Below are 12904 nucleotides of genomic sequence, written 5' to 3' on the forward strand. Positions count from 1 at the left end.
CAGGCCCATGAGAATCGTTCGCACGGACCCGGCGAGCGGCCGCGACGTTTCGCACATGTTAGTCAGGGGCTGGTCCATGCACTTCACCATCAACGGAAGATCCTACGAGGCCGACGTCGATGTCCGCACCTCGCTGCTCGACCTGTGCCGCGAGCATCTCGGGCTCACCGGCAGCAAGAAGGGCTGCGACCACGGCCAGTGCGGCGCCTGCACCATGTTGGTGAACGGTCGCCGCATCAACGCCTGCCTCACCCTCGCGGTGATGCACCAGGATGACGAGATCATGACGATCGAGGGTCTCGGCACGGTTGAGAACCTCCACCCGCTCCAGGCCGCCTTCGTGAAGCACGACGGCTATCAATGCGGCTATTGTACGCCGGGGCAGATCTGCTCCGCCGTCGGCATGCTCGACGAGGTGAAGAAGGGCTGGCCCAGCCACGCCTCCGCCGACCTCACCGACCCAGCCTTTGACGAAAGCGAGATCAGTGAACGGATGAGCGGCAACATCTGCCGCTGCGCCGCCTACCCCAATATCGTCGAGGCGATCCGCGAGGTCGCTGCCGAGCAGCGCGAGGTGACGGCATGAAGACGTTCGACTATGCGCGGGCGGGCAGCGTCGCGGAAGCGGTGCAGGCAGGTGGCCGCTTCATCGCGGGCGGCACCAATCTGCTCGACCTGATGAAGCTCCAGGTCGAGACGCCGGAGAAGCTGGTCGACATCAGCCGCCTCGACCTCGACCAGATCGAGGAGCGCGAGGACGGCGGGCTCACCATCGGCGCGCTCGTGCCCAACAGCGACCTTGCCGCCGACGCGCGCGTAATCGAGAAGTATGAGGTGCTCAGCCGCGCCTTGCTCGCCGGCGCGAGCGGTCAGCTGCGCAACAAGGCGACTACCGGCGGCAACCTGCTCCAGCGCACGCGCTGCTATTATTTCTACGACACCGCCGCGGGCTGCAACAAGCGCGAGCCAGGCAGCGGCTGCGAGGCGATCGGCGGCTTCAACCGCATCCACGCGATCCTCGGCACCAGCGACCAGTGTATCGCCACCCATCCTGGCGACATGCCGGTGGCGATGCGCGCGCTCAACGCGGTGATCGTCACCCAGCGCGGCGACGGTGACAAGCGCCGCATCCCGATCGCAGACTTCTACCGGTTGCCCGGCGACACGCCGCACATCGAGAACGTACTCGAGCCGGGCGAGCTGATCACCCATGTCGAGCTGCCCGCCCCGCCAAAGGGCAAGCAGACCTACCGCAAGGTGCGCGACCGCGCCTCCTACGCCTTCGCGCTCGTGTCGGTCGCCGCGGTGATCGCGGTCGAGGACGGCAGGATCGCCTCCGCCGCGCTCGCCTTCGGCGGCCTCGCGCACATGCCGTGGCGCAACCCCGCCGTCGAGGCCGCGCTGGTCGGCCAGGCGCCGGGCACCGCCGCCTTCGAGGCCGCCGCCGACGCGCTGCTCGACGGCGCCAAGGGCTTCGGCACCAACGACTTCAAGCTGCCGCTCGTGCGGCGCGTCCTCATCGCCACGCTCCGGGATCTCACGCAATGACGCTGATCGACAAGGTCCTGGGCCGCGACGAGCACCGCTCGCTCCGCATGGACAAGCCCCTCCCCGACAGCCTGCTCGACCGTGGCGCGCAGGGCGTGATCGGCCAGCCGATCGACCGCGTCGAGGGGCCGCTCAAGGTTTCCGGCCGCGCCACCTATGCGGCGGAATACCCGGCCGAGCGGCTCAGCTACGGCGTGCTGGTGCGCGCGCCCTTCGGCTCGGGCACGATCACCGACGTGGTCGCGGCCGAGGCGAAGGCGTTGCCGGGCGTGATCGACGTCATCACCGACTACCCCAGCTTCATCCGCAATCCGCAGCAGGGCGGCGAGAAGAAGGCGCCGACCCAGGGGGTGGAGAAGGTCGACTATCACGGCGAGATCGTCGCGATCGTCGTCGCAGAGACGTTCGAGGCGGCGCGCGACGCCGCCGCGCGGGTCAAGGTCGCCTATCAGCCGGCCGAGGGCGCGTTCGTCTTCGAGGAGCATCGCGACGAGGCCGATCGGCCCCCGCCCGACCAGATCCCACCCAAGTCGAGCCAGGGCGACGTCGACGCGGCGATGGCGTCCTCCGCCTATACGGTCGACCAGACCTATACCACGCCGAGCCAGAACTCCGCCGCAATGGAGCCACATGCCTCGATTGCCGAGTGGAAGGACGGCAAGCTGACGCTCCACGGCTCGTACCAGATGGTCGCGTCGGACCAGATGCAGCTCGCCCAGGCGCTCGGCGTGGCCAACGATCAGGTGCGGATCATCTCGCGCTACGTCGGCGGCGGGTTCGGCTCCAAGCTCGGCATCGCGCCCGAGAGCGTCGCCGCCGCGATCGCGGCGAAGCGGCTCGACCGGCCGGTCAAGGTGGCGATGGCGCGCCAGCAGGTGTTCGACGCCACGGTGCGTCGCTCGAACACCGAGCAGCGCATCCGTCTCGCCGCCGACCATGACGGCAAGCTTACCGCGATCGCGCACGAGACGCTGGCCAGCAACCTGCCGGGCGAAGACTATTTCGAGCCCGCCGGGATCGGCACGCACTTCGCTTACGCCGCGGAGAACCGGCTGACCGATCACAAGCTGGTACGGCTCAACTGGCTGCTCTCCGGCTCGATGCGCGCGCCGGGCGAGGCGGTCGGCATGCTCGCGCTCGAGGCGGCGATGGACGAGCTGGCGGAGGTGATCGGGATCGACCCGATCGAGCTGCGCCGCCGCAACGAGCCCGAGCAGGACCCCGAGAAGAAGGTGCCCTTCTCGAGCCGCCAGCTGGTGCCGTGCCTGGATCGGGGGGCGGAGGCGTTCGGATGGTCCGCGCGCAAGAAGACCGCGGGCGACCGCCGCGGCGAGTGGCTCCACGGCATGGGCGTGGCCGCCGCGGTGCGCTCGAACATGCTGCAGAAGTCGTCGGCCTCGGTCGAGCTCACCAAGGACGGCCGCGCGATCGTGTCGACCGACATGACCGACATCGGCACGGGCACCTACACGATCCTGGCACAGATCGCCGCCGAGACGCTCGGCCTGCCGCTCGACCGCGTGATCGTCCATCTTGGCGACGGCGAGGCGCCGCCCGCGGCGGGCTCAGGCGGTTCGTGGGGCGCCGGCTCGTCGGGCTCCTCGGTCTATGTCGCCTGCGAAGCGCTGCGCGAGAAGCTGGCCAAGGCGATGGGCGTCGACGCCGACGAGCTGACGCTCAAGGACGGCCGCGCCATCGCCGAGAACCGCGCCGTCGAGATCACCGAGCTGGTCGGCGACGGCATGAAGGTGGTCGGCACGATCCAGCCCGGGCACCAGGAGAAGCTGGTGCGGCAGGCGAGCTACGGCGCGCACTTCGCCGAGGTGAAGGTGAATGCGGTGACCGGCGAGGTGCGGGTGGTGCGGATGCTCGGCGTGTTCGAGGCAGGGCGCATCCTCAACCGCAAGACCGCGCGGTCGCAATGTCTCGGCGGCATGACCTTCGGGATCGGCGCCGCGCTGAGCGAGGAGCTGGTCCATGACCGTCGCAACGGCAAGGTGGTGAACCGCGATCTCGCCGAATATCACGTCCCGGTCAACGCGGACATCCCGCAACTCGAGGTCGAGTTCCTCGACGGGCGGGATCACCACGCCAATCCGATCCACGCCAAGGGCATCGGCGAGCTCGGCATCTCGGGCGCGGGCGCGGCGATCGCCAACGCGATCTACAACGCCACCGGCGTTCGCGTGCGCGATTATCCGATCACGCTCGACAAACTCCTCCCCGGCCTGCCAGACTGAGGATAACGCAGGATAATTCGGACGGGCAGGATGATCGAACAGGCGATCGACACGGCGGAGCGGCCGGGCGGGTTGGCGCGCGCGGTGCAGGGCGTGCTCGGTGCCGCCGTGCCGCGCGTCGAGGGACCGCTCAAGGTCACCGGCGCCGCCACCTACGCCTATGAGCGCGCGCCGGAGGGGGTCGTCTACGCCGCGGTAGTGGGCGCCCCGGTCGGCGCCGGGCAGGTCAGCCGCATCGACGCCGCAGCCGCGCGCGCGCTGCCCGGCGTGCTTGCGGTGATCGATGACGACCCGCGGCTCCCCGCTGGCGGGGCCAACTCGCGCGCGATGCCGCATCAGGGCACCGATCGCGTCTTCCACTACGGCCAGCCGGTCGCGGTCGTCGTTGCCGAAACGCAGGTGATCGCGCGCGAGGCGGCCGCGCTGGTCCGCGTCGAGGCGGAGCCAGCGCCGGGCCGCTACGACGCCGCCGACCTGCCGATCGAGCGCCAGCCCAAGTCGGCCTTCTTGGCGCCCGTCGACACCGGTGACCTCGACGCCGCGCTGCGCGACGCCGACGTGGTGCTCGACCGCACCTACACGACCCCCGCGCACTTCCCCGCCGCGCTCGAACCGCACGCCTCGACGATCTGGTGGGAGGGCGACATACTCATTGTCCGCTCGAGCAACCAGATCGTCGGCGCCGCGCGTACCACGATCGCCACCGCACTCGGCATGTCGCCCGACAAGGTGCGCGTGCTCGCGCCCTATGTCGGCGGCGGCTTCGGCGGCAAGACCGGCGTCGGCCCCGAGGTGATCCTCGCCGCGATCGCCGCCGAGCGGCTGCGCCGTCCGGTCAAGGTGGCGCTGCCGCGACGCGACACCGCTTATCTGGTCCATCATCGCAGCCCGACGACGCAGCGCGTCCGCATCGCCTGCGACCGCGACGGGCATATCAGCGCGATCGCGCACGAGAGCATCGCGCAGCAGAACGACGACTCGGGCTTCGTCGAGCCGGTGCCGTTCGGGACGATCCCGCTCTACGCCGGCGCCGTACGGCGGATGACGACCGACCTCGTTCGCGTTAACCTGCCGCCGACCGGCGCGGTGCGCGCGCCTGGCGAGGCAATCGGCACCTTCGCCACCGAGTGCGCGATGGACGAGCTCGCCGAGGAACTCGGGCTCGACCCGATCGAGCTGCGCCGCCGCAACGAGCCGGCCTATGATCCGACGACCTCGCGCCCCTTCTCCACCCGCCGGCTGCTCGACTGCTATGACGAGGGCGCACGGCGCTTCGGCTGGCCCGAGCGCTTGCCCGATCCCGGCACCACGCTCGACGGCGAGTGGCTCATCGGCATCGGCATGGCGACCGCGCTGCGCGGCAATTTCACCGTCTCCGCCGAGGCGGAGGTGCGGCTCGACGCCGGCGGCGCCGCGACCGTCTCATGCGACATGACCGATATCGGCACCGGCACCTACACGATCCTGGCGCAGACTGTCGGCGAGATCCTCGGCCTCGCGCCCGCCGCGGTGACGGTGTGGCTCGGCGACACCGACCTTCCGCCGACAGCCGGGTCGGGCGGTTCGTTCGGCGCCGGCAGCGCCACCTCCGCCGCGGCGCTGGCGTGCGAGGAGGTGCTCGCCGAGCTGGCGCGCCGGATGAACGCCGCGCCCGAGGAACTCCTGCTGCGCGACGGCGTGGTAAGCGCCGGGTCGCGCGCGGTGCCGCTCGCCGACCTCGTCCGCGACGCACCGATCGTCGCGCGCGGGCGCAGCACGCCGGGGCAGCAGGCCAAGCGCACCAGCCAGGCCAGCCATGGCGCGCATTTCGCCGAGGTGGCGGTCAACGCGGTCACCGGCGAAGTGCGCGTGCGGCGGATGGTGGGCGTCTTCGACGTTGGCCGCGTGCTCAACCGCGCCACCGCGACCAACCAGCTGGTCGGCGGCATGATCTGGGGGATCAGCTACGCGCTGGGCGAGGCCGCGGTGGTTGACCCGCGCTCGGGTCGCTTCGTGAACCCCGACTTCGGCGAGTATCACGTCGCGGTGAACGCCGACGTGCCGCGGATCGAATGCCATTTCATCGAGGAGATCGACGACGCCGCCAACCAGACCGGCGCCAAGGCGGTAGGCGAGCTCGGCATCTCCGGCGCGGGCGCGGCGGTGATCAACGCGATCCACAACGCCACCGGCGTGCGCGTGCGCGACGTCCCCGCGACGCTTGACACGTTGCTCGTCGCACTGCCGCCGGTGTGAGTGGCCGCATGCGCTACATGGCTGCGTGTCTTCCTCTCGTCATCCCGGCCTCGAGCCGGGATCCATCCTCCCGCGAGAGCAGCGCATTGAGGCGTGCGCGGAACCATGGATGCCGGGTCAAGCCCGGCATGACGATGACAAGCGATGCGCTGAAGTCACTCACTCCCGAAGGCAAGTGCGTTGCCCGACCGTTGCCCCCCGTGTTCCTGCGCACACAGGAAACCAGGGCCGCGAGCGCCGCGCTCGACACCCCGGGCTCGTGTGTGCGCAGGAGCATAAGGCATCCTAGGATCACCTGACCCATGGCCGACAACGATACCGTCCTCGCCGCCGCGCAGAACTGGAAGGGCGCCCCGCTCGCGCTCGCCACGGTGGTCTCGACCTGGGGTTCGGCGCCGCGACCGCGCGGCAGCCACATGCTGGTCCACGCCGACGGGCGGTTCGAAGGCTCGGTCTCGGGCGGCTGCGTCGAAGGCGACATCCTCGACACCGCGGCGCAGGTGATCGCGGGCGCACCCTTCCAGCTCAAGCGCTACGGCGTCGCCGACGACAGCGCCTGGGAGGTCGGCCTGCCGTGCGGCGGCGAGATTAGCGTGATGGTCCAGCCCGTATCCGCAGAAGGGTTCGACCCCGAGTTGTTCGACCGCATCGCCGAGGCGCGCGGCGATGGCCGCTCCTTGATCGTCACCACCGATCTCGTCACCGGCCATTCCGACCTGCGCCCGCTCGAGACCGGCGAGGTGTTCGCCAACCGCTACGATCCGCCGCGGCGGCTGCTGATCGTCGGCGCGGTACAGATCGCGCAGAGCCTCGCCGCGCTGACCCAGGCGCTCGGCATCGAGACGGTGGTGATCGATCCGCGTGGGCGCTTCCTCACCGAAGAGCGCTTCCCTGGGGTCACGCTCGACGATCGCTGGCCCGATGAGGCGGTCGCGGCATGGAAGCCCGGCCTTGCGACCGCGGTGGTGACGCTCAGCCACGACACCAAGATCGACGACCCCGCGCTGATCGCCGCGCTGGCGAGTGATGCCGGCTATGTCGGCGCGCTCGGCAGCCGCCGCAGTCATGCGGCGCGGCGGGAGCGGCTCGCCGCCTCGGGCGTTGACGCGGATCAACTCGACCGGATCGACGGTCCCGTCGGCATCGACATCGGCGCGATCGGCCCGTCCGAGATCGCATTGTCGATCGCGGCGGCGATGGTGGGAGCCTTTAATGATCGCCGTTGAGGATACCGTACTCGTTCTGCTCGCCGCGGGCCGCTCGCAGCGGTTCGGCGACATCGGCAGCAAGCTCGATCAGCCCTTCCTGTCGCGCCCGCTCGGGCTGCATGTCGCCGTGGCGCTGGAGGACATGCCCTTTCGCGAGCGCATCGCGGTGGTCGACGGGTGCAAGATCGACTTCGCGCAATTCGGCTTTTTCGTCACGCACAACGACGATCCGGAGCGCGACATGGCGTCTTCCGTGCGGATCGGGGTGGATTGCGCGCGCGCGCACGACGCCAAGGCGGTGCTGATCGCGCTGGCCGACATGCCCCGCGTCACCGCGGCGCACATCTGTCGGCTGTTCGACGCCAGCGAGATGGGCGAGCAGGCGGTGGTAGCGTCGAGCGATGGACACTCGCCGCGGCCGCCCGCGCTGTTCGGCCGCGCGCGCTTCGACGAGTTGCTCGCGATCAACGGCGACCAGGGCGCGCGCGACCTGATCCAATCGGGCCGCCACGTCGTTGCCAATGCGGCCGAGCTGATGGACGTCGACACGCCGGAAGAGCTCGAGGCACTCCGTCAACTGGTTCACGCGCCCGAGGCGCTGTCCCGACCGGACTCGCACGTGTTGCGCGGTGGTGATGCGGAGGCGCTGGCGGCGCTGCGTGCCGGGTTGCAACAATAAATGACGTTCCGTCATCCTGGACTTGGTCCGGGATCCACCGCGCCGCATGCTTTCCAGCGACGGATTGCGCGGCACGGTGGATCCTGAAACAAGTTCAGGATGACGGCACAAGATCTACTCGTGCCGCAGCGCGTCGATCGGGTTGAGCGCCGCCGCGCGCCGCGCGGGGAAATAGCCGAACACCACGCCGATCACCGCGGAGATCGCGAACGCGACCAGGTTGATCCTGAGATCGAACGTCCACGGCACCTGGAGCAACGGGGTGAGCCCGGCGATCACCGCCTGCGCCAGCACCAACCCAATTAATCCGCCGAGGCACGACAGCGCCACGGCTTCGACAAGGAATTGCAGCAGCACCTCGCGCGCCACCGCACCGATCGCGAGCCGGATGCCGATCTCGCGCGTGCGCTCGGTGACCGACACCAGCATGATGTTCATGATGCCGATCCCGCCGACCACCAGGCTGATCGCGGCCACCGCGGCGACGATCCGGGTCAGCGCGGTGGTGGTGCCGGTCAGCGTGTCGCTGATCTGCTTGGTGTCGAAGATGTTGAAATCGTCCTCGCGCCCGTCGGTGATGGTGCGGCGCTCGCGCAGCAGCTGGGTGATCGATGCCTGGACGGTGCTGGTGGCATAGGCCTGATCGACCCCGACCAGCATCAGCCGCACGTCGCGGTTGCCGGTGAAGCGGCGCTGCACCGTTTTGATCGGCATGATCACGATGTCGTCCTGATCGCCGCCGAACCCGGCCTGTCCCTTGGTCGACAATACGCCGATCACGTCGCAGCTGACGTCACCGAGACGAAAGCGCTCGCCCACTGCCTCACCGCCGCGGAAGAGGTTCTGCCGCACCGTGTTGCCGATGATGCAGACGGCCTTGCCGGCCTGCTCCTCCTGCACCGTCCACTGCCGCCCGCTCACCAGCGGCCAGGGCTGGACCTGGAAATAGGCGGCGGTGGTGCCGTTGATCGTCGTCGACCAGTTGGCGCCCTCGTAAATCGCGGTGGCACTCGCCTGCGCCTGTGGGGCCACCGCGGTGACGCCCGCGATCTGCGCGGCGATGGCGGTGACGTCCTCGGGCTTGAAGTCGGGCGGGCGCGGGCCGCCGCCGCCGCGGCCGAAGCCCTGGCCGGGGCGGATCTGGAGGATGTTGGTGCCGAGCGCCGCGATCTGCGACTGCACCGCGGCGGTGGTCGCCTTGCCCAGCGTCACCATCGTCACGACCGCGCCGACCCCGATGACGATGCCGAGGATCGTCAGGAACGAGCGCAGGATGTGCCGCCGGATCGAACGCAGCGCGAGCAGGAAGGTGGTGCCCAGCATCAGCGCGCCTCCACCGCTTCGGGCGTCTCGCCGGGGCGGTGGTGCGCCTCGATCCGCTCGACCAACCCGTCCTTGAAGTGGATCACGGTGCGCGCGAAGGCGGCCATGTCGGGCTCGTGCGTCACCATCAGCACGGTGATGTTGCTGTCGCGATTGAGTCCCGTGAGCAGCTCCATGATCTCGATCGATCGCTCGGAGTCGAGATTGCCGGTCGGCTCGTCGGCGAGCAGCACGTCGGGCGCGGTGACGATCGCGCGCGCGATCGCGACGCGCTGCTGCTGCCCGCCCGACAGCTCGGCGGGGGTATGGTCCCACCATTGGTCGAGGCCGACCTTTTCCAGCGCCGCCATCGCCGCCTGGCGCCGCGCGCGTTTCTCGTCACCGCGGTAGAGCAAGGGCAGCTCGACATTCTCCAGCGCGGTGGTGCGGCTGAGCAGGTTAAAGCCCTGGAACACGAAGCCGAGGTGCCGGCGCCGCAGCAAAGCGCGCTGGTCACGGTCGAGCGTCTCGACATGGTGCCCCTGGAACAAGAAGGTGCCCCCGCTCGGTACGTCGAGGCAGCCGAGGATGTTCATCGTCGTCGACTTGCCCGAGCCCGACGGTCCCATCACCGCGACGAAGTCGCCAGCGGCGATGTCGAGGTCGACGCCCTTGAGCGCCTGGAACTGCGTCGCGCCCTCGCCATAGACCTTGGTAACGCCGCGCAGGCTGATCAGGGGCGAGTCACTGGCCACCCGCGGCGCCCCCTCCTCCGCTGCGGCGCCCGCGCCCGCTCGCGCTGGCGGCGCCGGCCTGGTCGGTGCCCGCGGCGAGCTGGCCAGTGATCACCTCCATGCCGGGCTTTAGACCACCTGACAGCACCTCGGTCTGCGTGCCATCGGTGTCGCCGGTGGTGACCTGGATCGGCTGCGGCGTACCGTCGTCGCCCTTGACGTAGACGGTCTGCGACGCTCCGCGGCCGACGGTGGCGCTGCGCTCGCCGCGCGCGCGCCGCGGCGGCCCCATCAGAATCGTGCCGGTGATCCCGCCGCGTCCGCCGCCCTGCGCGCTCGGCTTGAAGCGGAAGGCGGCGTTGGGAACGAGCAGCACGTTGCGCTTGTCCGCGGTGACGATGTCCGCGGTGGCGGTCATGCCCGGGCGCAGCTGGAGGGTCGGGTTCGCCACGGTCAGGTCCGCGGCATAGGAGACGACCTGCCCGCTCGTGCTCGACGTCGAGCTGGTCGACGACGATGAGGAGGCGGTGGCGCTGCTCACCGTCAGGTTCGAGCCGAGGTCGACGCGCGTGATCGTCGCCGGGAAGCTGCGGCCAGGAAAGGCGTCGACGGTGAAGTTGGCCTTCTGCCCGACCTGCACCTCGCCCACGTCGGCCTCGTCGATCGCCACCTCCAGCTTCATCTTGGAGAGGTCCTCCGCGATCACGAACAGCGTCGGCGTGTTGAACGAGGCGGCGACGGTCTGGCCGGGATCGACCTGGCGCGCCAGCACCACGCCGTTGACGGGCGAGCGGATGATCGCGCGCGCGCGCTGCGTCTGCGACTGCGACAGCGTCGCACGCGCGGCGGCGACATTCGCCTCGGCGACGCGCAGCGCCGCGGTGGCGCGCTGCGCGTCGGCCTGGCCCGTCTGCAACTCGGTGCGCGACGGGACGCGTCCCTTGGAGAGCTTGAACACTTCATTGAGGCGGGCGAGCTGCGCCTGCGACTCCGCCACCGTCGCACGCGCCTGCGCGACCTGCGCCTCGTTGGCGGCGAGCTGCGCCTGGCCGGCGCGGATCTGGTCGTCGATCTGCTCGGGGTCGATCAGCGCGAGCGGCTGGCCCGCGGTGACGCGGTCGTTGACGTCGACCACCACCTTGGTGACGAGCCCGGAGAGCTGCGAGCCGACCGTCACCTGGTTGGTCGGGGCGAGCTTGCCCGTGGCGGAGACGGTGACGGTGAGGTCACCGCGCTTGGCCGTGGCGGTGGCGTAGCGCACCGGCTCGTCGCCGCCGAAGACGCAGCGCGAGAGCAGCAGCAGCACCACGATGAGGCCGGCGAGCACCAGCACCCACTTCGCCCAGCGCCGCCACGCCGGCTGCGGCTGGACGCCCAGGAAGTCGTCGAGCTGTGTCTCGGGCATCAGGGCTGTCCGTCGCTGGGCGTGGTAGTGGGGGCGGGCTGCACGAGCGTGGGCGCGGCTGCGGCGCGCGGGGGCGCCTCGGGGACCGCGGCCGAGTCCCAGCCGCCGCCCAGCGCGCCGAACAGCTGCACCAGTGCGGTCGCCGCGTCGGCCTGCGCCTGCGCCGCGCTGTTGCGCGTGCTCAGCAGCGTCGCCTCCTGCTGGCTGAGCGTGGTGAAGTCGGTCAGCCCGGTGCGATACTGGCTGCGCGACAGGATCGCGGCGTTGTTCGCGGCCTCGTAAGCGATCGTCAGCTGCTCCTCGCGGCGTCGCGCCGTATCGAGCGCGACCGCGGCATTCTCAATGTCCTCCAGCGCGGTCAGCACGGTTGACTTGTACGCCGCCAGGGCGGCGTCCGCCGCCGCCTCCTGGCCGCGAACCTGGCTGCGCAGCCGGCCGCCGTTGAAGATCGCCTGGGTGATGCCCGCGAACAGCCCGCCCGTGACGGTGTCGAGCAACCCGCCGACGCCGCCCGCGCGCGTGTTGATGTTCCCGGTGATCGCGAGATTGGGATAGAGCGCCGCCTCGGCGACGCCGATCTGCGCGGTGGTCGCGGCAAGCGAGCGCTCGGCGGCGCGCACGTCGGGGCGCTGGCGCAGCACGTCGGCGGGGATGCCGATGCCGGAGGGCGCCGCGCCGACCGGGATCGGCCGCGCCGCCGCCAGCCGCGGCTTGAGCGCACCCGGCGCCTGCGCGGTGAGCACGCCGATGCGCGACACCGCGGCGTTATATTGCTGCTCGAGCGAGGGGATCGTGGCGGCGGTCTGCGCGCGCTGCTGGCGCGCCTGCTCCTGGTCGAGCGACGAGACCAGCCCCGCCTGCACCCGGAAGCCCGCGATCTCGAGATTGTCGTCCTGCAGCGCCAGGCTGGCGCGCGCATTGGCGAGCTGCGCCTGGTAGAGCCGCGCGAGCACGTAGTTGCGCGCCACCTCCTGCTGCACCGACAGCAACGTGGTGACGTAATCGAAGCCGGACGCCTGATATTGCGCGCGGCTCGCCTCGATCGTGCGGCGCACCTCGCCGAACAACCCGAGCTGATACGACGCGCTCAGCCCGATCGAGTAATTGTCGGCGCCGCCCCCGCCGATATTCTGCACCGTGCCGTCCGGCAAGGTGATCGTCTGCCCGCCGCCCCGCAGCGTTTCCGAACGGCTGTAACCGGTGTTGCCGCTCAGCGAGGGCAACAGGTCGGCACGGCTCTGCACCAGCGCCTCGCGCGCCTGCCGCAGCCGCGCGATCGCCTGCGCGACGTCCAGGTTGGCCGCCGCGGCCTGCTCCACCAGCTCACCAAGCACGGGATCGTCAAACCGCTGCCACCAGCGCGTCAGATCCTCGCGCGTCGGCGGCACCGGTACCGAATAGGCGACGGGCACGCCCAGCTCGGTTGCCGATCGCGCATGATAGTCGGGGCCGACGGTGCAGCCCGCCAGCGCGAGCAGGGTCGTCGCAAGGGTCGCACGCCTCATGCTGCGATGCATGACCCTGCCCGCCGAGCGCGTCCAGCCTTAATGTGT

10 protein-coding genes are annotated in these 12904 nt (G+C 70.3%); 6 read left to right on the forward strand and 4 right to left on the reverse strand.

Annotation, left to right across the window (positions count from 1 at the left end; genetic code table 11):
• The first annotated feature begins 76 nt into the window (after positions 1 to 76).
• From ACMGDM_RS01875 to ACMGDM_RS01900, 6 genes are all read left to right on the forward strand, one after another.
• Positions 77 to 586, forward strand: coding sequence for a 2Fe-2S iron-sulfur cluster-binding protein (locus ACMGDM_RS01875; protein WP_436802440.1), 510 nt, complete (start codon positions 77 to 79; stop codon positions 584 to 586).
• Entirely contained in the window at positions 583 to 1548 is a 966-nt protein-coding gene (locus tag ACMGDM_RS01880; RefSeq protein ID WP_436802441.1) for an FAD binding domain-containing protein, read from the forward strand. Before ACMGDM_RS01875 ends, ACMGDM_RS01880 begins: the two co-directional genes overlap by 4 nt.
• The gene (locus ACMGDM_RS01885; RefSeq protein ID WP_436802442.1) at positions 1545 to 3788 is read left to right on the forward strand and encodes a xanthine dehydrogenase family protein molybdopterin-binding subunit; all 2244 of its coding nucleotides are present in this window, start codon (positions 1545 to 1547) and stop codon (positions 3786 to 3788) included. Before ACMGDM_RS01880 ends, ACMGDM_RS01885 begins: the two co-directional genes overlap by 4 nt.
• 30 nt (positions 3789 to 3818) lie before the next feature.
• Positions 3819 to 6023: a xanthine dehydrogenase family protein molybdopterin-binding subunit gene (locus ACMGDM_RS01890; protein WP_436802443.1), complete on the forward strand. Its 2205-nt coding sequence runs from the start codon at positions 3819 to 3821 to the stop codon at positions 6021 to 6023.
• A 302-nt stretch (positions 6024 to 6325) separates the two neighbouring features.
• A complete protein-coding gene (locus ACMGDM_RS01895) occupies positions 6326 to 7249 on the forward strand; it encodes an XdhC family protein (RefSeq protein WP_436802444.1) in 924 nt (307 codons plus the stop codon).
• The gene (locus tag ACMGDM_RS01900; protein ID WP_436802445.1) at positions 7236 to 7910 is read left to right on the forward strand and encodes a nucleotidyltransferase family protein; all 675 of its coding nucleotides are present in this window, start codon (positions 7236 to 7238) and stop codon (positions 7908 to 7910) included. The genes ACMGDM_RS01895 and ACMGDM_RS01900 overlap by 14 nt, the downstream gene beginning before the upstream one ends.
• A 114-nt stretch (positions 7911 to 8024) precedes the next feature.
• Here ACMGDM_RS01900 and ACMGDM_RS01905 read toward each other — a convergent pair whose 3' ends face one another.
• The 4 genes from ACMGDM_RS01905 to ACMGDM_RS01920 are packed head-to-tail and all read right to left on the reverse strand — an operon-like array spanning position 8025 to position 12856.
• The gene (locus ACMGDM_RS01905) at positions 8025 to 9233 is read right to left on the reverse strand and encodes an ABC transporter permease (protein WP_436802446.1); all 1209 of its coding nucleotides are present in this window, start codon (positions 9231 to 9233) and stop codon (positions 8025 to 8027) included.
• Positions 9233 to 9967 (reverse strand): ABC transporter ATP-binding protein, encoded by a 735-nt coding sequence (locus tag ACMGDM_RS01910; protein WP_436802447.1) that lies wholly within the window; start codon positions 9965 to 9967, stop codon positions 9233 to 9235. The genes ACMGDM_RS01905 and ACMGDM_RS01910 overlap by 1 nt, the downstream gene beginning before the upstream one ends.
• The gene (locus tag ACMGDM_RS01915; protein WP_436802448.1) at positions 9957 to 11351 is read right to left on the reverse strand and encodes an efflux RND transporter periplasmic adaptor subunit; all 1395 of its coding nucleotides are present in this window, start codon (positions 11349 to 11351) and stop codon (positions 9957 to 9959) included. The genes ACMGDM_RS01910 and ACMGDM_RS01915 overlap by 11 nt, the downstream gene beginning before the upstream one ends.
• Positions 11351 to 12856 carry an efflux transporter outer membrane subunit gene (locus ACMGDM_RS01920; protein ID WP_436802449.1) on the reverse strand — a complete coding sequence of 502 codons (1506 nt, stop codon included), beginning with the start codon at positions 12854 to 12856 and terminating at the stop codon, positions 11351 to 11353. The genes ACMGDM_RS01915 and ACMGDM_RS01920 overlap by 1 nt, the downstream gene beginning before the upstream one ends.
• Positions 12857 to 12904 lie beyond the last annotated feature (48 nt).

Source organism: Sphingomonas larreae (assembly GCF_051400595.1).
GTDB lineage: Bacteria > Pseudomonadota > Alphaproteobacteria > Sphingomonadales > Sphingomonadaceae > Sphingomonas.

What these genes read in the sequence shown, in the direction of transcription:
- ACMGDM_RS01880 (WP_436802441.1), top strand. Translation starts at nt 583, where the DNA reads ATGAAGACGTTCGACTATGCGCGGGCGGGCAGCGTCGCGGAAGCGGTG.
- ACMGDM_RS01905 (WP_436802446.1), bottom strand. Translation starts at nt 9,233, where the DNA reads ATGCTGGGCACCACCTTCCTGCTCGCGCTGCGTTCGATCCGGCGGCAC.
- ACMGDM_RS01890 (WP_436802443.1), top strand. Translation starts at nt 3,819, where the DNA reads ATGATCGAACAGGCGATCGACACGGCGGAGCGGCCGGGCGGGTTGGCG.
- ACMGDM_RS01900 (WP_436802445.1), top strand. Translation starts at nt 7,236, where the DNA reads ATGATCGCCGTTGAGGATACCGTACTCGTTCTGCTCGCCGCGGGCCGC.
- ACMGDM_RS01920 (WP_436802449.1), bottom strand. Translation starts at nt 12,856, where the DNA reads ATGAGGCGTGCGACCCTTGCGACGACCCTGCTCGCGCTGGCGGGCTGC.
- ACMGDM_RS01895 (WP_436802444.1), top strand. Translation starts at nt 6,326, where the DNA reads ATGGCCGACAACGATACCGTCCTCGCCGCCGCGCAGAACTGGAAGGGC.
- ACMGDM_RS01885 (WP_436802442.1), top strand. Translation starts at nt 1,545, where the DNA reads ATGACGCTGATCGACAAGGTCCTGGGCCGCGACGAGCACCGCTCGCTC.
- ACMGDM_RS01915 (WP_436802448.1), bottom strand. Translation starts at nt 11,351, where the DNA reads ATGCCCGAGACACAGCTCGACGACTTCCTGGGCGTCCAGCCGCAGCCG.
- ACMGDM_RS01875 (WP_436802440.1), top strand. Translation starts at nt 77, where the DNA reads ATGCACTTCACCATCAACGGAAGATCCTACGAGGCCGACGTCGATGTC.